Origin of the sequence: Micromonospora fulviviridis (assembly GCF_014648395.1) — a bacterium.
Lineage (GTDB): Bacteria > Actinomycetota > Actinomycetes > Mycobacteriales > Micromonosporaceae > Micromonospora > Micromonospora fulviviridis.
The window spans coordinates 1,389-24,011 of the sequence record NZ_BMRA01000024.1 but is presented as its reverse complement, the minus strand read 5'-3'; the positions used below and the strand labels follow the sequence as shown (position 1 = coordinate 24,011).

The following is a 22,623-nucleotide window of genomic DNA, read 5'->3' as shown; positions in this document are numbered from 1 at the left end:
GGACAACACCCGGGTGTACGTCCTGGACGACCGCCTCCAGCCGGTCCCGGTGGGTGTGCCGGGCGAGCTGTACGTGGCCGGGGCCGGCGTCGCGCGCGGCTACCTCGGCCGCGCCGCCCTGACCGCCGAGCGCTTCGTCCCCTGCCCGTACGGCGGTGCGGGGGAGCGGATGTACCGCACGGGCGACCGGGTGAAGTGGGACGCCGAGGGGCGGCTCGTCTTCGCCGGCCGCACCGACGACCAGGCGAAGATCCGCGGCTACCGGGTGGAGCCCGGCGAGGTCGAGGCGGTCCTGGCCGCGCACCCGGCGGTGGCGCAGGCCGCCGTCCTGGTCCGCGAGGACACTCCCGGCGACAAGCGCCTGGTCGCCTACCTCGTGCCCGCCGAGGCCGGCCAGTCGGTCACCGACACCGTGCGCGCGCACGCCGCCGAACGGCTGCCCGGCTACCTCGTGCCCGCCGCGTTCGTCGAACTCGACGGCCTGCCGCTGACCGGCAACGGGAAACTCGACCGGGCCGCCCTGCCCGCGCCGCAGGCCGTCGCCACGGGGGCGGGGCGGGCGCCCGCCGACGCCCGCGAGGAACTGCTCTGCGCGGCGTTCGCCGAGGTGCTCGGACTGCCCGCCGTCGGCGTGGACGACGACTTCTTCGCCCGGGGCGGGCACTCGCTGCTCGCCGTCTCCCTCGTGGAACACCTGCGCAAGCACGGCGTGGCGGTCTCCGTGCGTACCCTCTTCGTCACCCCGACGCCGGCCGCGCTCGCCGCCGTCGCCGGACCCGAGACCGTCGCCGTGCCGCCGAACCTCATCCCGGCCGACGCCACCGCGCTCACCCCGGAACTGCTGCCGCTGGTCGACCTCACGCCGGCCGAGGTCGACGCCGTGGTGGCCACCGTGCCCGGCGGCGCGGCCAACGTGGCCGACGTCTACCCGCTCACCCCGCTCCAGGAGGGCATCCTCTTCCACCACCGGATGGCCGACCAGGGCGGCACCGACGTCTACGCCATGCCGTTCGTGCTCCGCGCCGACACCCGGCAGCGGGTCGACGAGTTCCTCGACGCGCTGCGCCAGGTCGTCGACCGGCACGACGTCTACCGCACCGCGATCGTCTGGGAGAACCTCCGGGAACCCGTCCAGGTGGTGTGGCGCCGCGCCGAGCTGCCGGTCACCGAGGTCACCCTGGAACCCGGCGGCGACCCCGTCGACCAGCTCCGCGCCGCCGCCGGCGGCTGGCTGGACCTGCACCGCGCGCCGCTGATCGGCGTGCACGTCGCCGCCGACCCGGCCGGCGACGGCTGGCTCGTGCTGCTGCGGATGCACCACCTCGTGCAGGACCACACCTCCCTGGAGGTCGTGCTCGACGAGATCCGCACCCTCCTGGCCGGCCGCGCCGACCGGCTGCCCACGCCGCTGCCGTTCCGCGAGTTCGTCGCGCACGCCCGGCACGGCGTGCCCGAGGCGGCGCACCGGGAGTGGTTCGCCGGGCTGCTCGGCGACGTCACCGAGACCACCGCCCCCTACGACCTGCTGGACGTGCACGGGGACGGCACCGACGCCGTGCAGGCCCAGCTCCCCGTGGCCGACGACCTCGCCGAGCGGATCCGCACCCTGGCCCGGACGCTCGGGGTCAGCCCCGCGACGCTGTTCCACCTCGCCTGGGCGCGGGTGGTGGCCGCGGTGTCCGGCCGCGACGACGTCGTCTTCGGCACCATGCTGCTCGGCCGGCTGTTCGCCGGCGCCGGCGCCGACCGGGCCCCCGGCCTGTTCATGAACATGCTGCCGGTCCGCGCCCGCCTCTCCGGCCGGACCGTCCGGGACGCGCTGGGGGAGATGCGCCGGCAACTCGCCGACCTGCTCACCCACGAGCACGCGCCGCTGGTCCTCGCCCAGCAGGCCAGCGCCCTGCCCGGCGGCAGCCCGCTCTTCACGTCGATCTTCAACTACCGGCACAACCAGGTCGACGTCCGCCGCTCCGGCACCGGCATCGACGGGGTCGACGCCGTGCTGACCAAGGAACCCACCAACTATCCCCTCGACGTCTCGGTCAACCAGGGCCCGGACGGCTTCGAGGTGATCGTCGAGGCCACCGCCCCCGCCGACCCGGCCGAGGTGTGCCGGCTCCTGATCACCTGCCTGGCCAATCTGGTCGCCGCTCTGGAACACGCCCCGGACACCCCGATCGTCGCGGTCGACCCGCTCGGCCCGGCGCAGCTCGACCGCATCCTCCGGAGCTGGAACAGCACCAGCGTGCCGGTGCCGGACGGGCTGGTGCCCGCGCTCTTCAGCGCCCAGGCCGCCCGCACCCCGGACGCGGTCGCGCTGGTCGGCGGCGACGTCGAGTGGAGCTACCGGGAGGTCGAGGAGCGCGCGAACCGGCTGGCCCGGCACCTGGTCGCCGCCGGCGTCGGGCCGGAGTCGGTGGTCGCGCTGATGCTGGAACGCTCCCCGCACCTGCTCGTGGCGATCCTCGGCGTGCTCAAGGCCGGCGGCGCGTACCTGCCGATCGACCCGGACCAGCCGCGCGAACGGATCGGCCACGTCCTGTCGGACGCCCGGCCGGTGGCCGTCCTCGCCCAGCTCCGCACCGCCCCCTGGGTGCCGCTCGACGTGGCGACCGTCCTCGTCGTGGACGCCCCGCCGACCCTGGCCGCGCTGGCCGGACTCGACCCGACCCCGCTGACCGACGCGGACCGGTCGGCGCCGTTGCTGCCGGGTCATCCGGCGTACGTGATCTACACGTCGGGGTCGACGGGCCGGCCGAAGGGTGTGGTGGTCTCGCACGCGGGGTTCGTGAACCTGTCGGCCAGTCACGGCCGGTTCGGGGTGGGTCCGGGCGCGCGGGTGGCGCAGTTCGCGTCGGTGGGTTTCGACATGTTCTGCGAGGAGTGGTTGCTCGCGTTGCTGTCGGGTGCGGCGCTGGTGACGGTGCCGCCGGACCGGCGTCTGGGCGCGGACTTCGCGGCGTTCCTGAACGAGCACGGGGTTACGCACGCGACGCTGCCGCCGGCCGTGGTGGCGACCATTCCGGACGACGCGTTGGATCCGTCGTTCGTGCTGGATGTGGGTGGTGACGCGTGCCCGCCGGAGCTGGTTCAACGGTGGACGGCCGAGGGTCGGGTGATGTTCAACAGCTACGGCCCGACCGAGACGACGGTGAACGCGGCCGTGTGGCGGTGCCGGCCGGACCTGCCCGGTGGTGCGGTGCCGATCGGGTCCCCGATCGCCAACACCCGGGTCTACGTGCTGGACGACGCCCTGAATCCGGTTCCCCCGGGCGTGGTGGGGGAGCTGTACGTCTCCGGGTCCGGATTGGCGCGGGGCTACCTCGGCCGGGCCGGCCTGACGGGTGAACGGTTCGTCGCGTGCCCGTTCGAGGCGGGCGCCCGGATGTACCGCACGGGTGACCGGGTGCGGTGGACCGCCGACGGGGAACTGGTGTTCGCGGGTCGGGCGGACGACCAGGTGAAGATCCGGGGGTTCCGGATCGAGCCGGGTGAGGTCGAGGTCGTGCTGGCCGGCCACCCCGACGTGGCCCAGGTCGCGGTCATCGCCCGCGAGGACAGCCCCGGCGACATCCGGCTCGTCGGCTACGTCGTATCCGCCGACGGGGCCGACCGCGACGGGCTGGCCGAGACGCTGCGCGGGCACGCCGCCGGGCGGCTGCCCGCGTACATGGTGCCCGCCGCCGTGGTGCTCCTCGACGCGTTCCCGCTGACCGTCAACGCCAAGCTCGACCGCAGGGCGCTGCCCGCCCCCCGGTACGCCGCCGGCACCGGCCGGGCACCCACCAGCGCCCGCGAGGAACTGCTCTGCGACGCGTTCGCCGAAATCCTCGGCCTCGACCGGGTCGGCGTCGACGACGACTTCTTCGCCCTCGGCGGGCACAGCCTGCTCGTCGTGTCGCTCGTGGAACGGCTGCGGCAGCGGGGCGTCACCGTCTCCGTCCGCGGCCTGTTCACCACCCCCACCCCGGCCGGGCTGGCCGCCGCCGCCGGCCCCGAGACGGTGGCCGTGCCGCCGAACCTCATCCCCGACGGCGCCACCACGCTCACCCCGGCCATGCTCCCGCTGGTCGACCTCACCGACGCCGAGGTCGCCACGATCGTGGCCGCCGTGCCCGGCGGAGCCGCGAACGTGGCCGACGTCTACCCCCTGGCCCCGCTCCAGGAGGGGCTCTTCTTCCACCACCTGATGGCCGACCGGGACGGCACCGACGTCTACGTCACCCCGACCGTGCTGCGCTGCGACAGCCGGGACCGGCTCGACGCCTTCCTGTCCGCCCTCCAGCAGGTGGTCGACCGCAACGACGTCTACCGCACCGCGATCGTCCACGAGGGGCTGCGCGAGGCCGTGCAGGTCGTCGTCCGCCACGCCGACCTGCCCGTCCGCGAGGTCACCGTCGACCCCACCGATCCGGTCGAGTCGCTCCTCGCCGCGGCCGGCGGCTGGATGGAACTGCGCCGCGCGCCGCTTGTCGACGCGTACGTGGCCGCCGAGCCCGGGAGCGACGGCTGGCTGGTCCTGGTCCGCATCCACCACCTCGTGCAGGACCACACGGCGCTCGAGGTGCTGCTGCACGAACTGCACGCCTACCTGGAGGGGCACGGCGACACGCTGCCCGCCCCGGTGCCGTTCCGCGAGTTCGTCGCCCAGGCCCGGCTCGGCGTGTCCCGCGCCGCGCACGAGCGCTGGTTCGCCGACCTGCTCGGCGACGTCACCGAGACCACCGCCCCGTACGGCCTGCTCGACGTGCACGGCGACGGCGCCGCGTACGTCCAGGGGCGGCGCACGGTCGAACCGGCGCTCGCCGCCCGGGCCCGGGACCTGGCCCGTACCCTCGGGGTCAGCCCCGCCACCCTGTTCCACCTGGTCTGGGCGCGCGTCCTCGGGGTGCTGGCCGGCCGCGACGACGTGGTCTTCGGCACGGTCCTGTTCGGCCGGATGAACGCCGGGGCCGGCGCCGACCGGGTCTCCGGCCTGTTCATCAACACCCTGCCGGTGCGGGTCGGGCTGCGGGGCACCGTCGCCGGTGCCCTGGCCGCGCTGCGGGACCAACTCGCCGACCTGCTGGTGCACGAGCACGCCCCGCTCGCCGTCGCCCAGGCCGCCAGCGGCGTGCCCGGCGGCAGCCCGCTGTTCACGTCGATCTTCAACTACCGGCACAACCAGGTCAGCGCCGAGGAGGCCGGCGCCGCCCTGCCCGGCATCACCGTCGTCTCCGCCCGCGACCTCACCAACTACCCGGTCACCGTCGCCGTGGACGACGACGGGACCGGCTTCGACCTGGTGGTCGAGGGGCCGATCGACGCCGACGGGGTCTGCGCGCTGCTACGGACCGCCCTGGCCGGGATCGTCGCGGCGCTCAACGAGCGCCCCGACACCCCGCTGGACGCCGTCGACGTCGTCGACGCCGATCAGCGCGCCCGGCTGCTCACCGCCTGGAACCCGGCCCCCGTGCCGGTGGCGGATCGCACCCTGCCGGACCTCTTCGACGCGCAGGCGGCACGGGCGCCGGAGGCGGTCGCGCTCACCTTCGACGGCCGGCACCTCACCTACGCCGAGGTCGCCGACCGGGCCAACCGGCTGGCGCGGCTGCTCGTCGAGCGCGGCATCGGACCGGAGTCCCTGGTCGGGGTGCTCATGGAACGCACCCCCGACCTGGTGGTGGCGCTGCTCGCCGTGCTCAAGGCCGGTGCCGGCTACCTGCCCGTCGACCCGGCGTACCCGGCCGACCGGATCGGCTTCGTGCTCGCCGACGCCGGCGCGGTCTGCGCGGTCACCACCACGGCCTCCGCCGGGGCCGTGCCGGCCGGCGTGCCGCCGCTGGTCCTCGACGACCCCGCGGTGCGGGAGGCGCTGGCCGGCCTGCCCGGCACGCCGGTCACCGACGCCGACCGGACCGCCCCGCTGCGCCCCGGACACCCCGCGTACGTGATCTACACGTCCGGCTCGACCGGCACTCCGAAGGGGGTGCTCATCCCGCACCGCGACGTGGTGGCGCTGTTCGCCGCGACGGAGGAGTTGTTCGGTTTCGGGGCGGACGACGTGTGGTCCTGGTTCCACTCGTTCGCGTTCGACTTCTCGGTCTGGGAGATCTGGGGCGCGCTGCTGCACGGCGGTCGCGTCGTCGTCGTGCCGTACGCAGTCTCCCGCTCCCCGCAGGAGTTCGCGGACCTGCTGGTCCGCGAGCGGGTCACCATGCTCAGCCAGACCCCGTCCGCCTTCTACCAGCTCATGGACTCCGACGTGCTGCGCGACGGGGCGCTGCGCGCGGTCGTCTTCGGCGGGGAGGCCCTGGAGCCGGCCCGGCTGGCCGGCTGGTGGGCGCGGCACGGCGAGTCCGGGCCGCGGCTGGTCAACATGTACGGCATCACCGAGACCACCGTGCACGTCACCTACCAGGCCCTCGAACCGTCCGACGTGGACGCCGGCAGCGTGATCGGCCGCGGCCTGCCCGGCCTGTCGGTGTACGTCCTCGACGAGCGCCTCCGGCCGGTGCCGGCCGGCGTGGCCGGCGAGGTCTACGTGGCCGGCGCCCAGCTCGCCCGCGGCTACGTGGGCCGGGCCGGGCTGACCGGGGAACGCTTCGTGGCCTGCCCGTTCGGCGCGGCGGGCGGCCGGATGTACCGTACCGGCGACCGGGCGAAGTGGACCCCCGACGGGCGGCTGGTCTTCGCCGGCCGTGCCGACGACCAGGTCAAGGTGCGCGGCTTCCGGATCGAGCCCGGCGAGATTCAGGCCGTCCTCGCCGGCCACCCGGCCGTCGGGCAGGCCGCCGTGGTGGCCCGGCGGGACACCGGCGACATCCGCCTGGTCGGCTACGTGGTGCCCGCCGAGGGCGCCGGCGCCGACGGGCTGGCCGAGGCGGTCCGCGGCTTCGCCGCCGAGCGGCTGCCCGCGTACATGGTGCCGGCCGCGCTGGTGCTGCTCGACGCGCTGCCGCTGACCGTCAACGGCAAGCTCGACCGCCGCGCGCTGCCCGCCCCCGAGTACACCGCCGCCACCACGGGCCGTGCCCCGGCCACCCCCGCCGAGGAACTGCTCTGCGCCGCCTTCGCCGAGGTGCTGGGCCTGGACCGGGTCGGCGTGGACGACGACTTCTTCGCCCTCGGCGGGCACTCCCTGCTCGCCATCGCGCTTGTCGAACAGCTCCGCCGGCGCGGGCTGAGCGTGCCGGTACGCGCCCTGTTCCAGACCGCCACGCCGGCCGGCCTGGCCGCGGTGGCCGAACCGCACCGCGTGCAGGTGCCGCCGAACCTCATCCCCGACGGCGCCGACGAGATCACCCCGGCCATGCTGCCGCTGGTCGACCTCACCGACGCCGAGCTGGCCCGCGTCGTGGCCGCCGTGCCCGGCGGCGCCGCCAACATCGCCGACGTCTACCCCCTGGCCCCGCTCCAGGAGGGCATCTTCTTCCACCACCTGATGGGCGACGACACCGACGTCTACGCCCTGCCGTACGTGCTGCACCTGGACACCCGCGACCGGCTGGACGCCTTCCTGGGCGCGCTGCGCCACCTGGTGGCCCGCAACGACATCTACCGCACCGGCGTCGTCTGGGACGGGCTGCGCGAACCGGTGCAGGTGGTGTGGCGCCACGCCGACCTGCCGGTCGAGGAGGTCACCCTCGACCCGGGCGGTGCGGACCCGGTCGAGGCGTTGCTGGCCGCCGCCGGCACCCGGATCGACCTCGGCGCCGCCCCGCTCATGCGCGCCCACGTGGCCGCCGCCCCCGGCGGCGGCTGGCTGCTGCTGCTCCGCATCCACCACCTCGTCCAGGACCACACCACCTTCGACGTGGTCCTCGACGAGCTGCGCGCCGTCCTCACGGGCCGCGCCGACGAACTGCCGCCGCCGCTGCCGTTCCGCGAGTTCGTGGCCCGGGCCCGGCTCGGGGTGTCCGCCGAGGAGCACGAACGGTACTTCACCGACCTGCTCGGCGACGTCACCGAGACCACCGCCCCCTACGGCCTCACCGACACCCACCACGACGGCACGACCGCCGTCCAGGTGCAGCTCACCGCCGACCGGGCGCTCACCGCCCGGGTCCGGGAGCTGGCCCGGGCGTACGCGGTCAGCCCGGCCACGATCCTCCACCTGGCCTGGGCGCGGCTGCTCGGCACCCTCGCCGGCCGCGACGACGTGGTCTTCGGCACCATCCTCTTCGGCCGGATGAACGCCGGCGCCGGTGCCGACCGGGCCCCCGGCCTGTTCATCAACACCCTGCCCGTGCGGATCCGGCTCGCCGGGCACGGCGTCGCCGACGCGCTGACCGCCCTGCGCGACCAGCTCGCCGACCTGCTGGTGCACGAGCACGCCCCGCTGGCCCTCGCCCAGCGCGCCAGCGGCGTCCCCGCCGCCGCCCCGCTGTTCACCTCGCTGTTCAACTACCGGCACAACCTGCCCACCGACGGCCACCCGGGCGCCGGCCTGGACGGCGTCACCGCGGTCCTGCACCGGGACAACACCAACTACCCGATGGTCGTCTCCGTCGACGACGACGGCACCGACTTCGCGCTGGTCGTCGAGGCGGTCGCCCCGGCGGACCCGACCCGGGTCGGGTCGCTGCTGCTCACCTGCCTGGACAGCCTCACCGCCGCGCTGGAGCAGGCGCCGCAGACCCCGCTCGGCGCCGTGGAGGTGCTGGACGCCGCCGAGCTGCGCCAGGTGGTCGAGGAGTGGAACGCCACCGAGGCGCCGGTCGCCGACGAGTCGGTGCCCGCGGCGTTCGCCCGCCGGGTGGCCGCCGACCCGGACGCCGTGGCCGTGGCCGGGGACGGCGAGCTGTCGTACCGGGAACTGGACGAGCGTGCCGACCGGCTGGCCCGCCGGCTGGTCGCCGCCGGGGTCCGGCCCGAGACGCCGGTCGCGGTGGCGATGGCCCGCTCCACCGAACTGGTCGTCGCGCTGCTGGCCGTGCTCAAGGCCGGCGGCGTCTACCTGCCGCTGGACGTCGCCTGGCCGGCGGCGCGGATGCGGACCGTCACCGCCGACGCGGGCGCCCGGGTGGTCCTGGTGCACGCGGCGACCGCCGGGCACGACTTCGTCACCGCAGCCGCGGCCGAGGGCGCGGCGGTCGTCGCCGCCGACACCGACGAGGACGTCCCGGGCGCCGCCCCGGCCCCGGCGCCGCCGTCGGCCGGGGCGTACCTCATGTACACCTCGGGCTCGACCGGGGTGCCGAAGGGCGTGCTCACCACCCACCGCGACGTGGTGCGCCTGGCCGCCGACCGGTGCTGGGGCGAGACGCCCCGGGTGCTGTTCCACGCCCCGCACGCCTTCGACGCCTCCTCGTACGAGATCTGGGTGCCGCTGCTCTCCGGCGGCACGGTGGTCGTCGCGCCGCCCGAGGCGGTCGACGGCCCCGCGCTGCGCGCCCTGGTCGCCGGGCACGCGCTGACCCACGTGCACGTCACCGCCGGTCTGCTGCGGGTGCTCGCCGACCAGGACCCGGCCTGCTTCGCCGGCGTCCGGGAGGTGCTCACCGGCGGCGACGTGGTCCCCGCCGGCGCGGTCCGCCGGGTTCTCGACGCCAACCCGGGCGTCCGGGTCCGGCAGCTCTACGGCCCCACCGAGGTCACCCTCTGCGCCACCCAGCACGAGGTCGCCGACGCCGGCCAGGTCGGCGCCGTGCTGCCGATCGGCCGGCCGCTGGACAACACGCGCGTCTACGTCCTCGACGACGCGCTCGCCCCGGTGCCGGTCGGGGTCACCGGCGAGCTCTACGTCGCCGGCGCCGGCCTGGCCCGCGGCTACGCCGGCCGGCCCGGGCTCACCGGCGAGCGGTTCGTCGCCGACCCGTTCGGCTCCGGCGGGCGGATGTACCGCACCGGCGACCGGGTGCGGTGGGACGACGACGGCCGGCTCGTCTTCGCCGGCCGCGCCGACGACCAGGTGAAGATCCGCGGGTTCCGGGTCGAGCCCGGCGAGGTCGAGGCGGCGCTCGCCGCCCACCGGGCGGTGGCGCAGGCCGCCGTGCTGGTCCGCGAGGACACCCCGGGCGACAAGCGCCTCGTCGCCTACCTGGTGCCCGCCGAGGCCGGCGCGCCGATCGCCGACACCGTGCGGGAGTACGCGGCCGAGCGGCTGCCCGGCTACCTCGTCCCGGCCGCGTTCGTGACCCTCGACGCGCTGCCGCTGACCGTCAACGGCAAGCTCGACCGGGCCGCCCTGCCCGCCCCCGACCTGGCCGGCGGCGGCACCGGCCGGGCCCCGGCCACCGTCCACGAACAGCTGCTCTGCGAGATCTTCGCCGAGGTGCTCGGCCGGGCCGCGGTCGGCGTGGACGACGACTTCTTCGCCCTCGGCGGGCACTCGCTGCTCGCCACCCGCCTGGTCAGCCGGGTCCGCGCGGTCTTCGAGGTGGAGGTCACCGTCCGGACCCTCTTCGAGGCGCCCACCCCCGCCGCGCTCGCCGCCCGGCTGGCCGGCGCCGACCGGGGCCGGGCCGCGCTCACCCCCGGGGTACGCCCCGAGCGCGTCCCGCTCTCCTTCGCGCAGCGCCGGCTGTGGTTCCTGGCCCAGCTCGACGGGGCCGGCGCCACCTACCACATCCCGGTGGCGCTGCGGCTCACCGGCGAGCTGGACCGGGCCGCCCTCGACGCGGCGGTACGGGACGTCCTCGACCGGCACGAGGTGCTGCGCACCGTCTACCCGGTCGCCGACGGCGAGCCGTACCAGCGGGTGCTGCCGGTCGCCGGGGCCGGCGTGCGGCTCGACCTGGTCGAGGTCGCCGCCGACCGGGTCGCCGACGCGGTGGCCGAGGTCGCGTCGCGCCCCTTCGACCTGGCCGTGCAGGCGCCGCTGCGGGCGACCCTGCTGGCCGTCGCGCCCGACGAGCACGTGCTGGTGCTGGTCGTGCACCACATCGCCGGCGACGGCTGGTCCATGGGCCCGCTCGCCCGTGACCTGTCCGCCGCGTACGCGGCCCGGCACGCCGGCCGGGCCCCCGAGTGGACCCCGCTGCCCGTCCAGTACGCCGACTACGCCCTCTGGCAGCGCGACCTGCTCGGCGCCGAGGACGACCCGGACAGCCTCATCGCCCGGCAGGTCGCCCACTGGCGGGCGGCCCTCGCCGGGGCGCCGGAGGAACTGGCCCTGCCCACCGACCGGCCCCGCCCGGCCGAGCCGAGCCACCGCGGCCACCCGGTCGACGTGACCGTCCCCGCCGACCTGCACCGCGACCTCGTGGCGCTGGCCCGCACGTCCGGGGTGACCCTCTTCATGACCGTGCAGACCGCCCTCGCCGTGGTGCTGTCCCGGCTCGGCGCCGGCACCGACCTGCCCGTCGGCGCGGCCGTCGCCGGCCGCACCGACCAGGGCCTCGACGACCTCGTCGGGTTCTTCGTGAACACCCTCGTCATGCGCACCGACCTGGCCGGTGACCCCACGGTCGCCGAGGCCCTGGCCCGGGTCCGCGACACCGCCCTGGACGCCTTCGCCCACCAGGACGTGCCGTTCGAGAAGCTGGTCGAGGAGCTGGCCCCGGCCCGCTCGCTGGCCCGGCACCCGCTCTTCCAGGTGCTGCTCACCCTCCAGAACACCACCCGGGACGGCGCCGGGCCGGCCCTGGACCTGCCCGGCGTGCGCGCCACGCCCCTCACCACCGGCGACGTGCCGGCCAAGGTGGACCTCGACCTCAGCATGACCGAGGCGCTCGGTCCGGACGGGACGCCGGCCGGGATGGCCGGCACCCTGCTCGCCGCCGCCGACCTCTTCGACCGGTCCACCGCCGAGCGGATCGCCGAGCGGCTGGTCCGGGTGCTGCGGACCATGGCCGCCGCCCCCGACACCTGGATCTCCGCCGTCGACCTGCTCGACCCGGCCGAACGGCAGCAGCTGCTGGTCGGCTGGAACGACACGGCCACGCCGGTGGCGGACGTGTCGGTGCCCGAGGCGTTCGCGGCCCGGGTGGCGGCGGACCCGGACGGGCTCGCCGTGGTCTCCGGCGATGTGTCCCTGTCCTACCGGGAGCTGGAAGCCCGTGCCGAGCGCCTGGCGCGCCGTCTCGTCGCGGTGGGTGTGGGCCCGGAGTCCCCGGTGGCCGTGGTGCTGGAGCGTTCCGCCGAGCTGCTGGTGGCGCTGCTGGCCGTGCTCAAGGCCGGTGGGGCTTACCTGCCGCTGGACGTGACCTGGCCGGTGGCCCGGATGCGGGCGGTGGCCGCCGACGCGGGGGCGCGGGTGGTGCTGGTCCACGAGGCGACGGCGGGACACGAGTTCGTGACCGGCGCCGACGGGTTGACGCTGCTGCACGTCGACCGGTCGGGGGCGGCGGTGGCCGCCGGCGATGCTGCCGACCGCGCCACGGCCGACGCCGTCACGGCCGATGCCAGGGCGGCCGGGGCAGGTGACGGGCCGGTGTCGCCGTCGGCGGCGGCGTACCTCATGTACACCTCCGGCTCGACGGGCGTGCCGAAGGGCGTCGTCACGACACACCGGGACGTGGTGCGCCTGGCGTACGACCGGGGGTGGGGTGCGACGCCGCGGGTGCTGTTCCACGCGCCGCACGCCTTCGACGCGTCGACGTACGAGATCTGGGTGCCGCTGCTCTCCGGCGGGACCGTGGTGGTGGCGCCGCCGGAGTCGATCGACGCCGCGCGCCTGCGGGCGCTCGTCGCCGGCCACGACCTGACCCACGTGCACGTCACCGCGGGCCTGCTGCGGGTGCTGGCCGACCGGGACCCGGCCTGCTTCGCCGGGCTGCGCGAGGTCCTCACCGGCGGCGACGTGGTGCCCGCGCCGGCGGTGCGCCGGATCCTGGACGCGAACCCGGGTGTCCGGGTCCGGGAGCTCTACGGCCCCACGGAGATCACCCTCTGCGCCACCCAGCACGAGGTCACCGACCCGGCGCGGGTCGGCGATGTCCTGCCGATCGGAAGGCCGCTGGACAACACCCGGGTGTACGTCCTCGACGACCGCCTCCAGCCGGTCCCGGTGGGTGTGCCGGGCGAGCTGTACGTGGCCGGGGCGGGCGTCGCCCGGGGCTACCTGGGCCGGCCCGGGCTGACGGGGGAGCGGTTCGTGGCCGACCCGTTCACCGGCGGCCGGATGTACCGCACCGGCGACCAGGTCCGCTGGACCCCGGACGGGACGCTCGTCTTCGTCGGCCGCGCCGACGACCAGGTGAAGATCCGCGGCTACCGGGTCGAGCCCCGCGAGGCGGAGGCGGTCCTCGCCGCGCACCCCGCCGTGGCGCAGGCCGCCGTGCTGGTCCGCGAGGACACCCCGGGCGACAAGCGCCTGGTGGCCTACCTCGTCCCCGCCGAGGCCGGCGCGCCGGTCACCGACGTGGTCCGGAAGCACGCCGCGCAGCGACTCCCCGGCTACCTGGTCCCCGCCGCGTTCGTCGAGCTGGACAGCCTGCCGCTGACCGGCAACGGCAAGCTCGACCGGGCCGCCCTGCCCGCGCCGCAGGCCGCCGCCGCCGGAGGCGGGCGGGCCCCGGCCGACGCGCGGGAGGAACTGGTCTGCGCGGCGTTCGCCGAGGTCCTCGGGCTGCCCGTGGTCGGGGTGGACGACGACTTCTTCGCCCTGGGCGGGCACTCGCTGCTCGCCGTCTCCCTCGTGGAACACCTGCGCCGGCACGGGATCACCGTGTCCGTGCGTACCCTCTTCGTCAGCCCGACCCCGGCGGGCCTCGCCGCCGCCGCGGACGGCGCGGCCGTCGCCGTGCCGGACGGGCGGATCCCGGAGGGCGCCGAGGTCGTCACGGCGGCCATGGTGCCGCTGGTCGACCTGGCCGACGCCGACCTGGCCGCCGTGGTGGCCCGGGTGCCCGGCGGCGCGGCCAACGTCGCCGACATCTACCCCCTCGCGCCGCTCCAGGAAGGCATCTTCTTCCACCACCTGATGGCCGACCGGGACGGCGACGACGTCTACGTGCTGCCCACCGTGCTCGGCTTCGCCGACCGGGCCCACCTCGACGGTTTCCTCGCCGCCCTCCAGCGGGTGGTCGACCGGCACGACGCCTACCGCACCGCCGTCGTCTGGCAGGACCTGCCCGAACCCGTCCAGGTGGTGTGGCGCCGCGCCGAGCTGCCGGTCACCGAGGTCACCCTCGACCCCGGCGGCGACCCCGTCGACCAGCTCCGCGCCGCCGCCGGCGGCTGGCTGGAGCTGGACCGGGCGCCGCTGCTCACCGTGCACGTCGCCGCCGAGCCGGACGGCCCGGGCTGGCTGGCGCTGCTGCGCATGCACCACCTCGTGCAGGACCACACCGCCCGGGACGTGGTGCTCGACGAGGTCCGCGCGTTCCTCGCCGGCCGCGCCGACGAGCTGCCCACGCCCGTGCCGTTCCGGCGGTTCGTCGCCGAGGCCCGGCTCGGGGTGTCCCGCGCCGAGCACGAACGGTACTTCGCCGACCTGCTCGGCGACGTCACCTGGACCACCGCCCCGTACGGCCTGGTCGACATCCACGGCGACGGCAGCGACGCCGGGCGCGCCCACACCCCGGTCGACGCCGGCCTGGCCGACCGGCTCCGCGCCGCCGCCCGCACCCACGGGGTCAGCCCGGCCACCCTGTTCCACCTGGCCTGGGCCCGGGTCCTCGCCGCCGTCGCCGGCCGCGACGACGTGGTGTTCGGCACCGTCCTGCTGGGCCGGCTGAGCAGCGGCGCCGACCGGGTGCCCGGCCTGTTCATGAACACCCTGCCGGTCCGCGTCCGGCTCGCCGGCGCGGGCGTCGCCGACGCGCTCACCCAGGTGCGGCACCGGCTCGCCGAACTCGTCGCCCACGAGCACGCCCCGCTCGCGGTGGCCCAGCAGGCCAGCGGCCTGCCCGCCCAGGCGCCGCTGTTCAGCTCGCTGTTCAACTACCGGCACGCGCAGCCGCCCGCCGTCGACCCCGACGACCCGCTCAGCGACGTCCGGACCCTGTTCACCCAGGAGCGGAACAACTACCCGGTGACCGTCTCCGTCGACGACCACGGCACCGGCTTCACGGTCACCGTCGACGCGGTCGCGCCCGCCGACGCCGACCGGGTCGCCGCGCTGCTGCACACCGCGCTGGACCAGCTCACCGCCGCGCTCGACCGGACCCCCGAGCTGCCCGTCACCGCCGTCGAGGTCGGGCCGGTGGAGGCCCCCGCGCCGGCCACCCGGGCGGTGCTCGTCCCGGCCGCCGAGGTGGCCGAGGGCGGCGGCCGGGCGCCCGCCGACGCGTACGAGGAGCTGATCTGCCAGGCGTACGCACAGGTGCTCGGCGTCGAGCGGGTCGGCGTCGACGACGACTTCTTCACCCTCGGCGGCAACTCGCTGCTCGCCACCCGCCTGGTCAGCCGCATCCGCTCGGCGCTCGCCGCCGAGGTCTCCATCCGGGCGCTCTTCGAGTCGCTCACCCCCGCCCGGCTCGCCCGCCGGCTGCACCGCGCCGCCCCCGGCCGGCTGCCGCTGACCCCCCGGGAACGCCCCGAGCGGCCGCCGCTCTCCTCCGCCCAGCGCCGGCTCTGGTTCGTGGGTCAACTGGAGGGCAGCACCGCCAGCTACAGCAACACCATGGCGTTGCGGCTCACCGGCGCCCTCGACGTGGCCGCGCTGCGGGCCGCGCTGCGCGACGTGGTCGGGCGGCACGAGGCGCTGCGCACTCTCGTCCCCACCCACGACGGCGAGCCGTACCAGCGGGTGCTCCCGGTCGAGGAGATCGACGTGGACCTGCCGGTCGCCGAGGTCGGCCCGGACGGGCTCGCCGACGCCGTCGCCGGGGTCACCGGCCACGACTTCGACCTGGCCACCGAGATCCCGGTCCGCGCCTGGCTGTTCGCCCTCGCCCCCACCGAGCACGTCCTCGTCCTGGTGATCCACCACATCGCCACCGACGGCTGGTCGATGGCCCCGTTCACCCGGGACGTCTCCACCGCGTACGCGGCGCGCGCCGAGGGCCGGACGCCGGAGTGGACGCCGCTGCCAGTGCAGTACGCCGACTACGCCCTCTGGCAGGCCGAGCTGCTGGGCGCCGCCGACGACCCGGAGAGCCCGCGCAGCCGGCAGCTTGCGTACTGGCGGGACGTCCTCGCCGGCATCCCGGAGGAGATCCCGCTCCCCACCGACCGGCCCCGCCCCACCGTGGCCGGCCACCGCGGCGACGAGGTGCCGGTGGTGCTCGGCGCCGCGCTGCACCGCCGGGTCGTCGAGCTGGCCGCGGCGGAACGGGTCACCGTCTTCATGGTCCTCCAGGCCGCCTTCGCCGCCCTGCTCAGCCGGCACGGCGCCGGCACCGACGTGCCGATCGGCACCGCGCTGGCCGGGCGCACCGACGAGGCCCTCGACGACCTGGTCGGCTTCTTCGTCAACATGCTGGTGCTGCGCACCGACGTCTCCGGCGACCCCAGCTTCACCGAGCTGCTGCGCCGGGTCCGCGCCACCGACCTCGCCGCGTACGCCCACCAGGACCTGCCCTTCGAGGACGTGGTGGAACGGCTGGTCCCGGAGCGGTCCCTGGCCCGGCACCCGCTGTTCCAGGTGGCCCTCGCCGTGCAGAACGCCCCGGACGCCGAACCCCGACTGCCCGGGCTCACCGTGTCGGCCGAGCCCGCCGCGCACGGCCTGGCCCGCTACGACCTCACCCTCACCCTCGCCGAGCGGCACGACGAGCGGGACGGCCCCGCCGGACTGGGCGGCGTGCTGGAGTTCCGCACCGACCTGTTCGACCGGTCCACGGTGGCCGGTCTCGCGGAGCGGCTGGTCCGCCTCCTCGACGCCGTGCTCGCCGACCCGGAGCGGCCGCTCAGCCGGGTCGACCTGCTCGACCCGGCCGAGCGGGACCGGCTGCTGGTCGACTGGAACGCCACCCGGCGGGACGTGCCGCCGGCCACCGTGCCGGCGCTGTTCGCCGCGCAGGTCGCCCGCCGCCCGCGGGCCGCCGCGCTGCACGCCGGCGACACCACCCTCGGGTACGCCGAGCTGGACGCCCGCGCCAACCGGCTGGCCCGGCTGCTCGTCGCCGGCGGCGTCGGGCCGGAGTCCGTGGTCGCCGTGGCGCTGGACCGCTCGGTCGACCTGGCCGTCGCGTTCCTCGCCGTGGTCAAGGCCGGCGGCGTCTACCTGCCCGTCGACCCCGCCCACCCGGCCGCGCGGGTGGCGTACCTGCTCGACGACGCCCGCCCCGGCCACGTGCTGACCAGCCCGGGCCGGCGCGACGTGCTCCCCGCCGGCGCCGACCTGCCGGTCACCGTGCTCGGCACACCCGAGACCGACGCCGCGCTCGCCGCCCTCGACCCGACCGACCTCACCGACGCCGACCGGGTCGCCCCGCTGCGCCCCGAGCACCCGGCGTACCTCATCTACACCTCCGGCTCCACCGGCCGCCCCAAGGGCGTGCTGGTCACCCACCGCGGCGTGGCCGCCCTGGTCACCACTCAGGTGGAACGCCTCGGCGTCACCCCGGACAGCCGGGTGCTCCAGTTCGCCTCGATCGGCTTCGACGCGGCGGTCTGGGAACTGGTGATGGCGCTCGGCTCCGGCGCCGCCCTGGTCACCGCCCCCGCCGGCGACCTGCTGCCCGGCGCCGGGCTGGCCGGCGTGCTGGCCCGGCACCGGGTCACCCACGCCACCCTGCCGCCGGCCGTGCTGGCCGCGTCCCGCCCCGGCGACCTCGACCCGGTCACCACGCTGGTCTCCGCCGGGGAGGCGCTCGGCGCCGACCTGCTGGCCCGCTGGGCGCCCGGCCGCCGCTTCGTCAACGCGTACGGGCCGACCGAGACGACGGTCTGCGCCACCATGTCCGCCCCGCTGCGCCCCGACGACGCCCCGGACATCGGCGCCGCGATCCTCGACACCCGGGTGTACGTCCTCGACGACACCCTCGCCCCCGTGCCGGTCGGCGTGCCCGGCGAGCTGTACGTCGCCGGGGCCAGCCTCGCCCGCGGCTACGCCGGCCGGCCCGCCCTCACCGCGGAACGCTTCGTGGCCTGCCCGTACGAGCCGGGGGAGCGGATGTACCGCACCGGCGACCGGGTGCGCTGGGACGCCGACGGCCGGCTCACCTTCGCCGGCCGCGTCGACGACCAGGTCAAGATCCGTGGCTTCCGGGTGGAGCCGGACGAGGTGGCCGCCGTCCTCGCCGGACACCCGGGCGTCGCCCACGCCGCCGTGGTGGCCCGCGAGGACGTCCCCGGCGACCCGCGCCTGGTCGCCTACCTGATCCCCGCCGACCCGGCGCCCGCCGACCTGACCGCCGACGTGCGCGGGTACGCCGCCGACCGGCTGCCCGCCTACCAGCTGCCCGCCGCGTTCGTCACGCTGGCGGCCCTGCCGCTGACCGTCAACGGCAAGGTCGACCGCGCGGCCCTGCCCGCGCCCGACTGGGGCGCGGCGGCCGGGCGGGCCCCCGCCACCCCGCAGGAGGAACTGGCCTGCGCCGCGTACGCCGAGGTCCTCGGCCTGCCCGCGGTCGGCCCCGACGACCACTTCTTCGCCCTCGGCGGTCACTCGCTGCTGGTGACCCGGCTGGCCAGCCGGGTGCACGCGGCCAGCGGGGTGGACGTGCCGATCCGGGTGCTGTTCGAGAACCCCACGCCGGCCGGGCTCGCCGCCTGGCTGGCGTCCCAGGCCCGCCCGGCGCGGAAAGCCCGCCCGGCGCTGCGGCCCATGCGCAAGCAGGAGGAGAACTGATGGTCCCGTTGTCGTTCGCGCAGCGCCGGTTGTGGTTCCTGTGGCAGCTGGAGGGGCCCGGCGCCACCTACAACATCCCGGTGGCCCTGCGCCTCGACGGCGACCTCGACCGGGCGGCGCTCGCCGCGGCGGTACGGGACGTCCTCGACCGGCACGAGGTGCTGCGCACGATCTTCCCGCTGCACGACGGCGAGCCGGTCCAGCAGGTGCTGCCGCTCGACGCGACCGGCTTCGCCCTGTCCGTGGTCGACGTCGCCGCCGAGGAGGTCGCCGCCGAGGTCGACCGGGCCATGGCGTACGGCTTCGACCTGGCCGGGGAGATCCCCCTGCGCGCGTGGCTCTTCGCGGTCTCCCCGACCGAGCACGTGCTGGTGCTGGTGGTGCACCACATCGCCGCCGACGGCTGGTCGATGGGTCCGCTGCTGCGCGACCTGGCCGACGCGTACGCCGCCCGCCGCGCCGGCCACGCCGCTGACCGGCCCCCGCTGCCCGTCCAGTACGCCGACTACGCCCTCTGGCAGCGGGAGGTCCTCGGCGACGAGGACGACCCGGAGAGCCTGGTCGCCGAGCAGGTCGGGTACTGGCGGCGCACCCTGGCCGGGGCGCCTGAGGAACTGCCGCTGCCGGTGGACCGGCCCCGCCCGGTCACCCCCTCCTACCGGGCCCACACCGCCGAGCTGAGCCTGCCCGCCGACACCCACCGGCGGCTGCTGGAGCTGGCCCGCGCCCACGGCGCCACCCTGTTCATGGTGCTGCACGCCGCCACCGCGATGCTGCTGTCCCGCCTCGGCGCGGGCCGGGACGTGCCGCTCGGGTCGCTGGTCGCCGGCCGTACCGACGAGGGCCTCAACGACCTGGTCGGCTGCTTCGTCAACAACCTGGTCATCCGGGTCGACCTGACCGGCGACCCGACCTTCCTGGACGTGCTCGGCCGGGTGCGGGAGACCGCCCTGGACGCGTTCGGCCACCAGGACGTGCCGTTCGAGAAGCTGGTGGAGGAGCTGGCCCCCGCGCGCTCGCTGGCCCGCCAGCCGCTGTTCCAGGTGATGGCCACCGTGGAGACCGCCGACCTGTTCTCCGCCCGGGACACCGCCACGCTGGAGCTGCCCGGCCTGCGGGTCACCCCGCTCTTCGGCGAGCAGGCCGTCCGGGGCCTCGACCTGGACCTGGTGCTCAGCGAGTCCCACACCGACGGCGAGCCGGCCGGGCTGCGCGGCTCCCTCGTCGGCGCCGCCGACCTCTTCGAGGCCGACACCGTGGCGCGGATCGCCGGCCAGGTCGCCCGGGTCCTCGCCGCCGTCGCCGCCGACCCGGGGCTGCGGCTGCGCACCCTCGACCCGCTCGGCGCCGACGAGCGGGACCGCATCCTGCGGGACTGGAACGCCACCACCGTGCCGGTGCCGGACGGCTTGGTGCCCGCGCTGTTCAGCGCCCAGGCCGCCCGCACCCCGGGCGCGCCCGCCGTGGTCAGCGGCGGCGTCAAGCTCAGCTACCGCCAGCTCGACGAACGCTCGAACCGGCTGGCCCGGCACCTGGTCCGGGCCGGCGTCGGGCCGGAGTCGGTGGTGGCGCTGCTGCTCACCCGCTCCGCCGACCTCATGGTGGCCATCCTCGGCGTGCTCAAGGCCGGCGGCGCGTACCTGCCGATCGACCCGGACCAGCCGGCCGACCGGATCGGCTACGTGCTCGCCGACGCCGCGCCGGTGCTGGCCCTCGCCCAGACGGCCACCGCCGGGAGCGCGCCGGCGGGCCTGCCCGTGCTGCTCCTCGACGACCCCGCCACCCGTCGCCGGATCGGCCGCGCCCGCAAGACCCCGCTGACCGACGCGGACCGGTCGGCGCCGTTGCTGCCGGGTCATCCGGCGTACGTGATCTACACGTCGGGGTCGACGGGCCGGCCGAAGGGTGTGGTGGTGTCGCACGCGGGGTTCGTGAACCTGTCGGCCAGTCATGGCCGGTTCGGGGTGGGTCCGGGCGGCCGGGTGGCGCAGTTCGCGTCGGTGGGTTTCGACATGTTCTGCGAGGAGTGGTTGCTTGCGTTGCTGTCGGGTGCGGCGCTGGTTACGGTGCCGCCGGACCGGCGTCTGGGCGCGGACTTCGCGGCGTTCCTGATGGACCAGCGGGTGACTCACGCGACCTTGCCGCCGGCCGTGGTGGCGACCATTCCGGACGGTGCCCTCGATTCGTCGTTCGTCCTCGACGTCGGTGGTGACGCCTGCCCGCCGGAGCTGGTGGCGCGGTGGACGGCCGAGGGTCGGGTGATGTTCAACAGCTATGGCCCGACGGAGACGACGGTGAACGCGGCCGTGTGGCGGTGCCGGCCGGACCTGCCGGGCGGTGCCGTGCCGATCGGGTCCCCGATCGCCAACACCCGGGTCTACGTGCTGGACGACGCCCTGAACCCGGTGCCGCCCGGGGTCACCGGTGAGCTGTACGTCTCCGGGTCTGGGCTGGCGCGGGGCTACCTCGGACGCGCCGGCCTGACGGGTGAACGCTTCGTCGCGTGCCCGTTCGAGGCGGGCGCAAGGATGTACCGCACCGGTGACCGGGTCCGCTGGACCGCCGACGGGGAACTGGTGTTCGCGGGTCGGGCGGACGACCAGGTAAAGATCCGGGGGTTCCGGATCGAGCCGGGTGAGGTCGAGGCCGTGCTGGCCGATCATCCCGACGTGGCCCAGGTCGCGGTCATCGCCCGCGAGGATGCCCCCGGCGACATCCGGCTCGTCGGCTACGTCGTACCCGCCGAGGGCGCCGACCCCGACGGGCTCGTGGCAGCGGTGCGCGGCCACGCCACCGAACGGCTGCCCGGCTACATGGTGCCGTCCGCATTCGTCCCGCTCGACGCGCTGCCGCTCACCGTCAACGCCAAGCTCGACCGCGCGGCGCTGCCCGCGCCCGACTACGCCGGCGCGGCCGGCGCCGGCCGGGCCCCGGCCACCGTCCGGGAGGAGCTGATCTGCCAGGCGTTCGCCGACGTACTCGGCCTCGACCGGGTCGGCGTCGACGACGACTTCTTCGCCCTCGGCGGCCACTCGCTGCTCGTGGTGTCGCTGGTCGAGTGGCTGCGCCGGCGGGGCGTGCCGGTGTCCGTCCGGGCGCTGTTCACCACCCCCACCCCGGCCGGCCTGGCCGCAGTCGCCGGCACCGGCGACGTGGTCGTGCCGCCGAACCTCATCCCCGACGGCGCCACCGCGCTCACCCCGGCCATGCTCCCGCTGGTCGACCTCACCGACGCCGAGGTCGCCACGATCGTGGCCGCCGTGCCCGGCGGCGCGGCCAACATCGCCGACGTCTACCCCCTCGCCCCGCTCCAGGAGGGCATCTTCTTCCACCACCTCATGGCCGACCGGGACGGCGACGACGTGTACGTCACCCCCGTCGTCGTCCAGTTCGACGACCGGCGCCGCCTCGACGACTTCCTCACCGCCCTCCAGCGGGTCGTCGACCGGACCGACGTCTACCGCACCGCCGTCCTCTGGGAGGGCCTGCGCGAACCCGTCCAGGTGGTGCTGCGGCACGCCGAACTCCCCGTCGCGGAACTGCGCCTCGACCCGGCCGGCCCCGACCCGGCCGACCAGCTCCTCGCCGCCGGCACGGCCGGCATGGACCTGCGCCGGGCGCCGCTGATGACCGCCGGCATCGCCGCCGAGCCCGGCACCGGGCGGTGGCTCGCCCTGATCCGCGTCCACCACCTCGTCCAGGACCACACGGCGCTGGACGTGCTCCTCGACGAACTCCGCGCCTACCTCTCCGGACGCGGCGACGAACTGCCCCCGCCGGTGCCGTTCCGCGAGTTCGTCGCGGCGACCCGGCTCGGCGTCCCGCGCGCCGAGCACGAGCGCTACTTCGCCGACCTGCTCGGCGACGTCACCGAACCGACCGCCCCGTACGGGCTGCTCGACGTGCACGCCGGCGGCATGGCCTCCGCCCAGGCCCACCTGCGGGTCGACGGCGACCTGGCCCGCCGGGTCGGCGAGCTGGCCCGCGCCCACGCGGTCAGCCCCGCCACCCTGTTCCAC

General features: G+C 76.1%; 2 protein-coding genes. Both read left to right on the top strand.

Features of this window, described 5'->3' with window-relative positions; genetic code table 11:
- Positions 1-18,604 (top strand): non-ribosomal peptide synthetase (locus IEY96_RS32235; RefSeq protein ID WP_189198571.1); only part of this gene is annotated, 18,604 nt, incomplete at its 5' end.
- A partial coding sequence (locus tag IEY96_RS32230; protein WP_189198570.1) for a non-ribosomal peptide synthetase occupies positions 18,604-22,623 on the top strand: 4,020 nt, incomplete at its 3' end. The genes IEY96_RS32235 and IEY96_RS32230, both read left to right, overlap by 1 nt.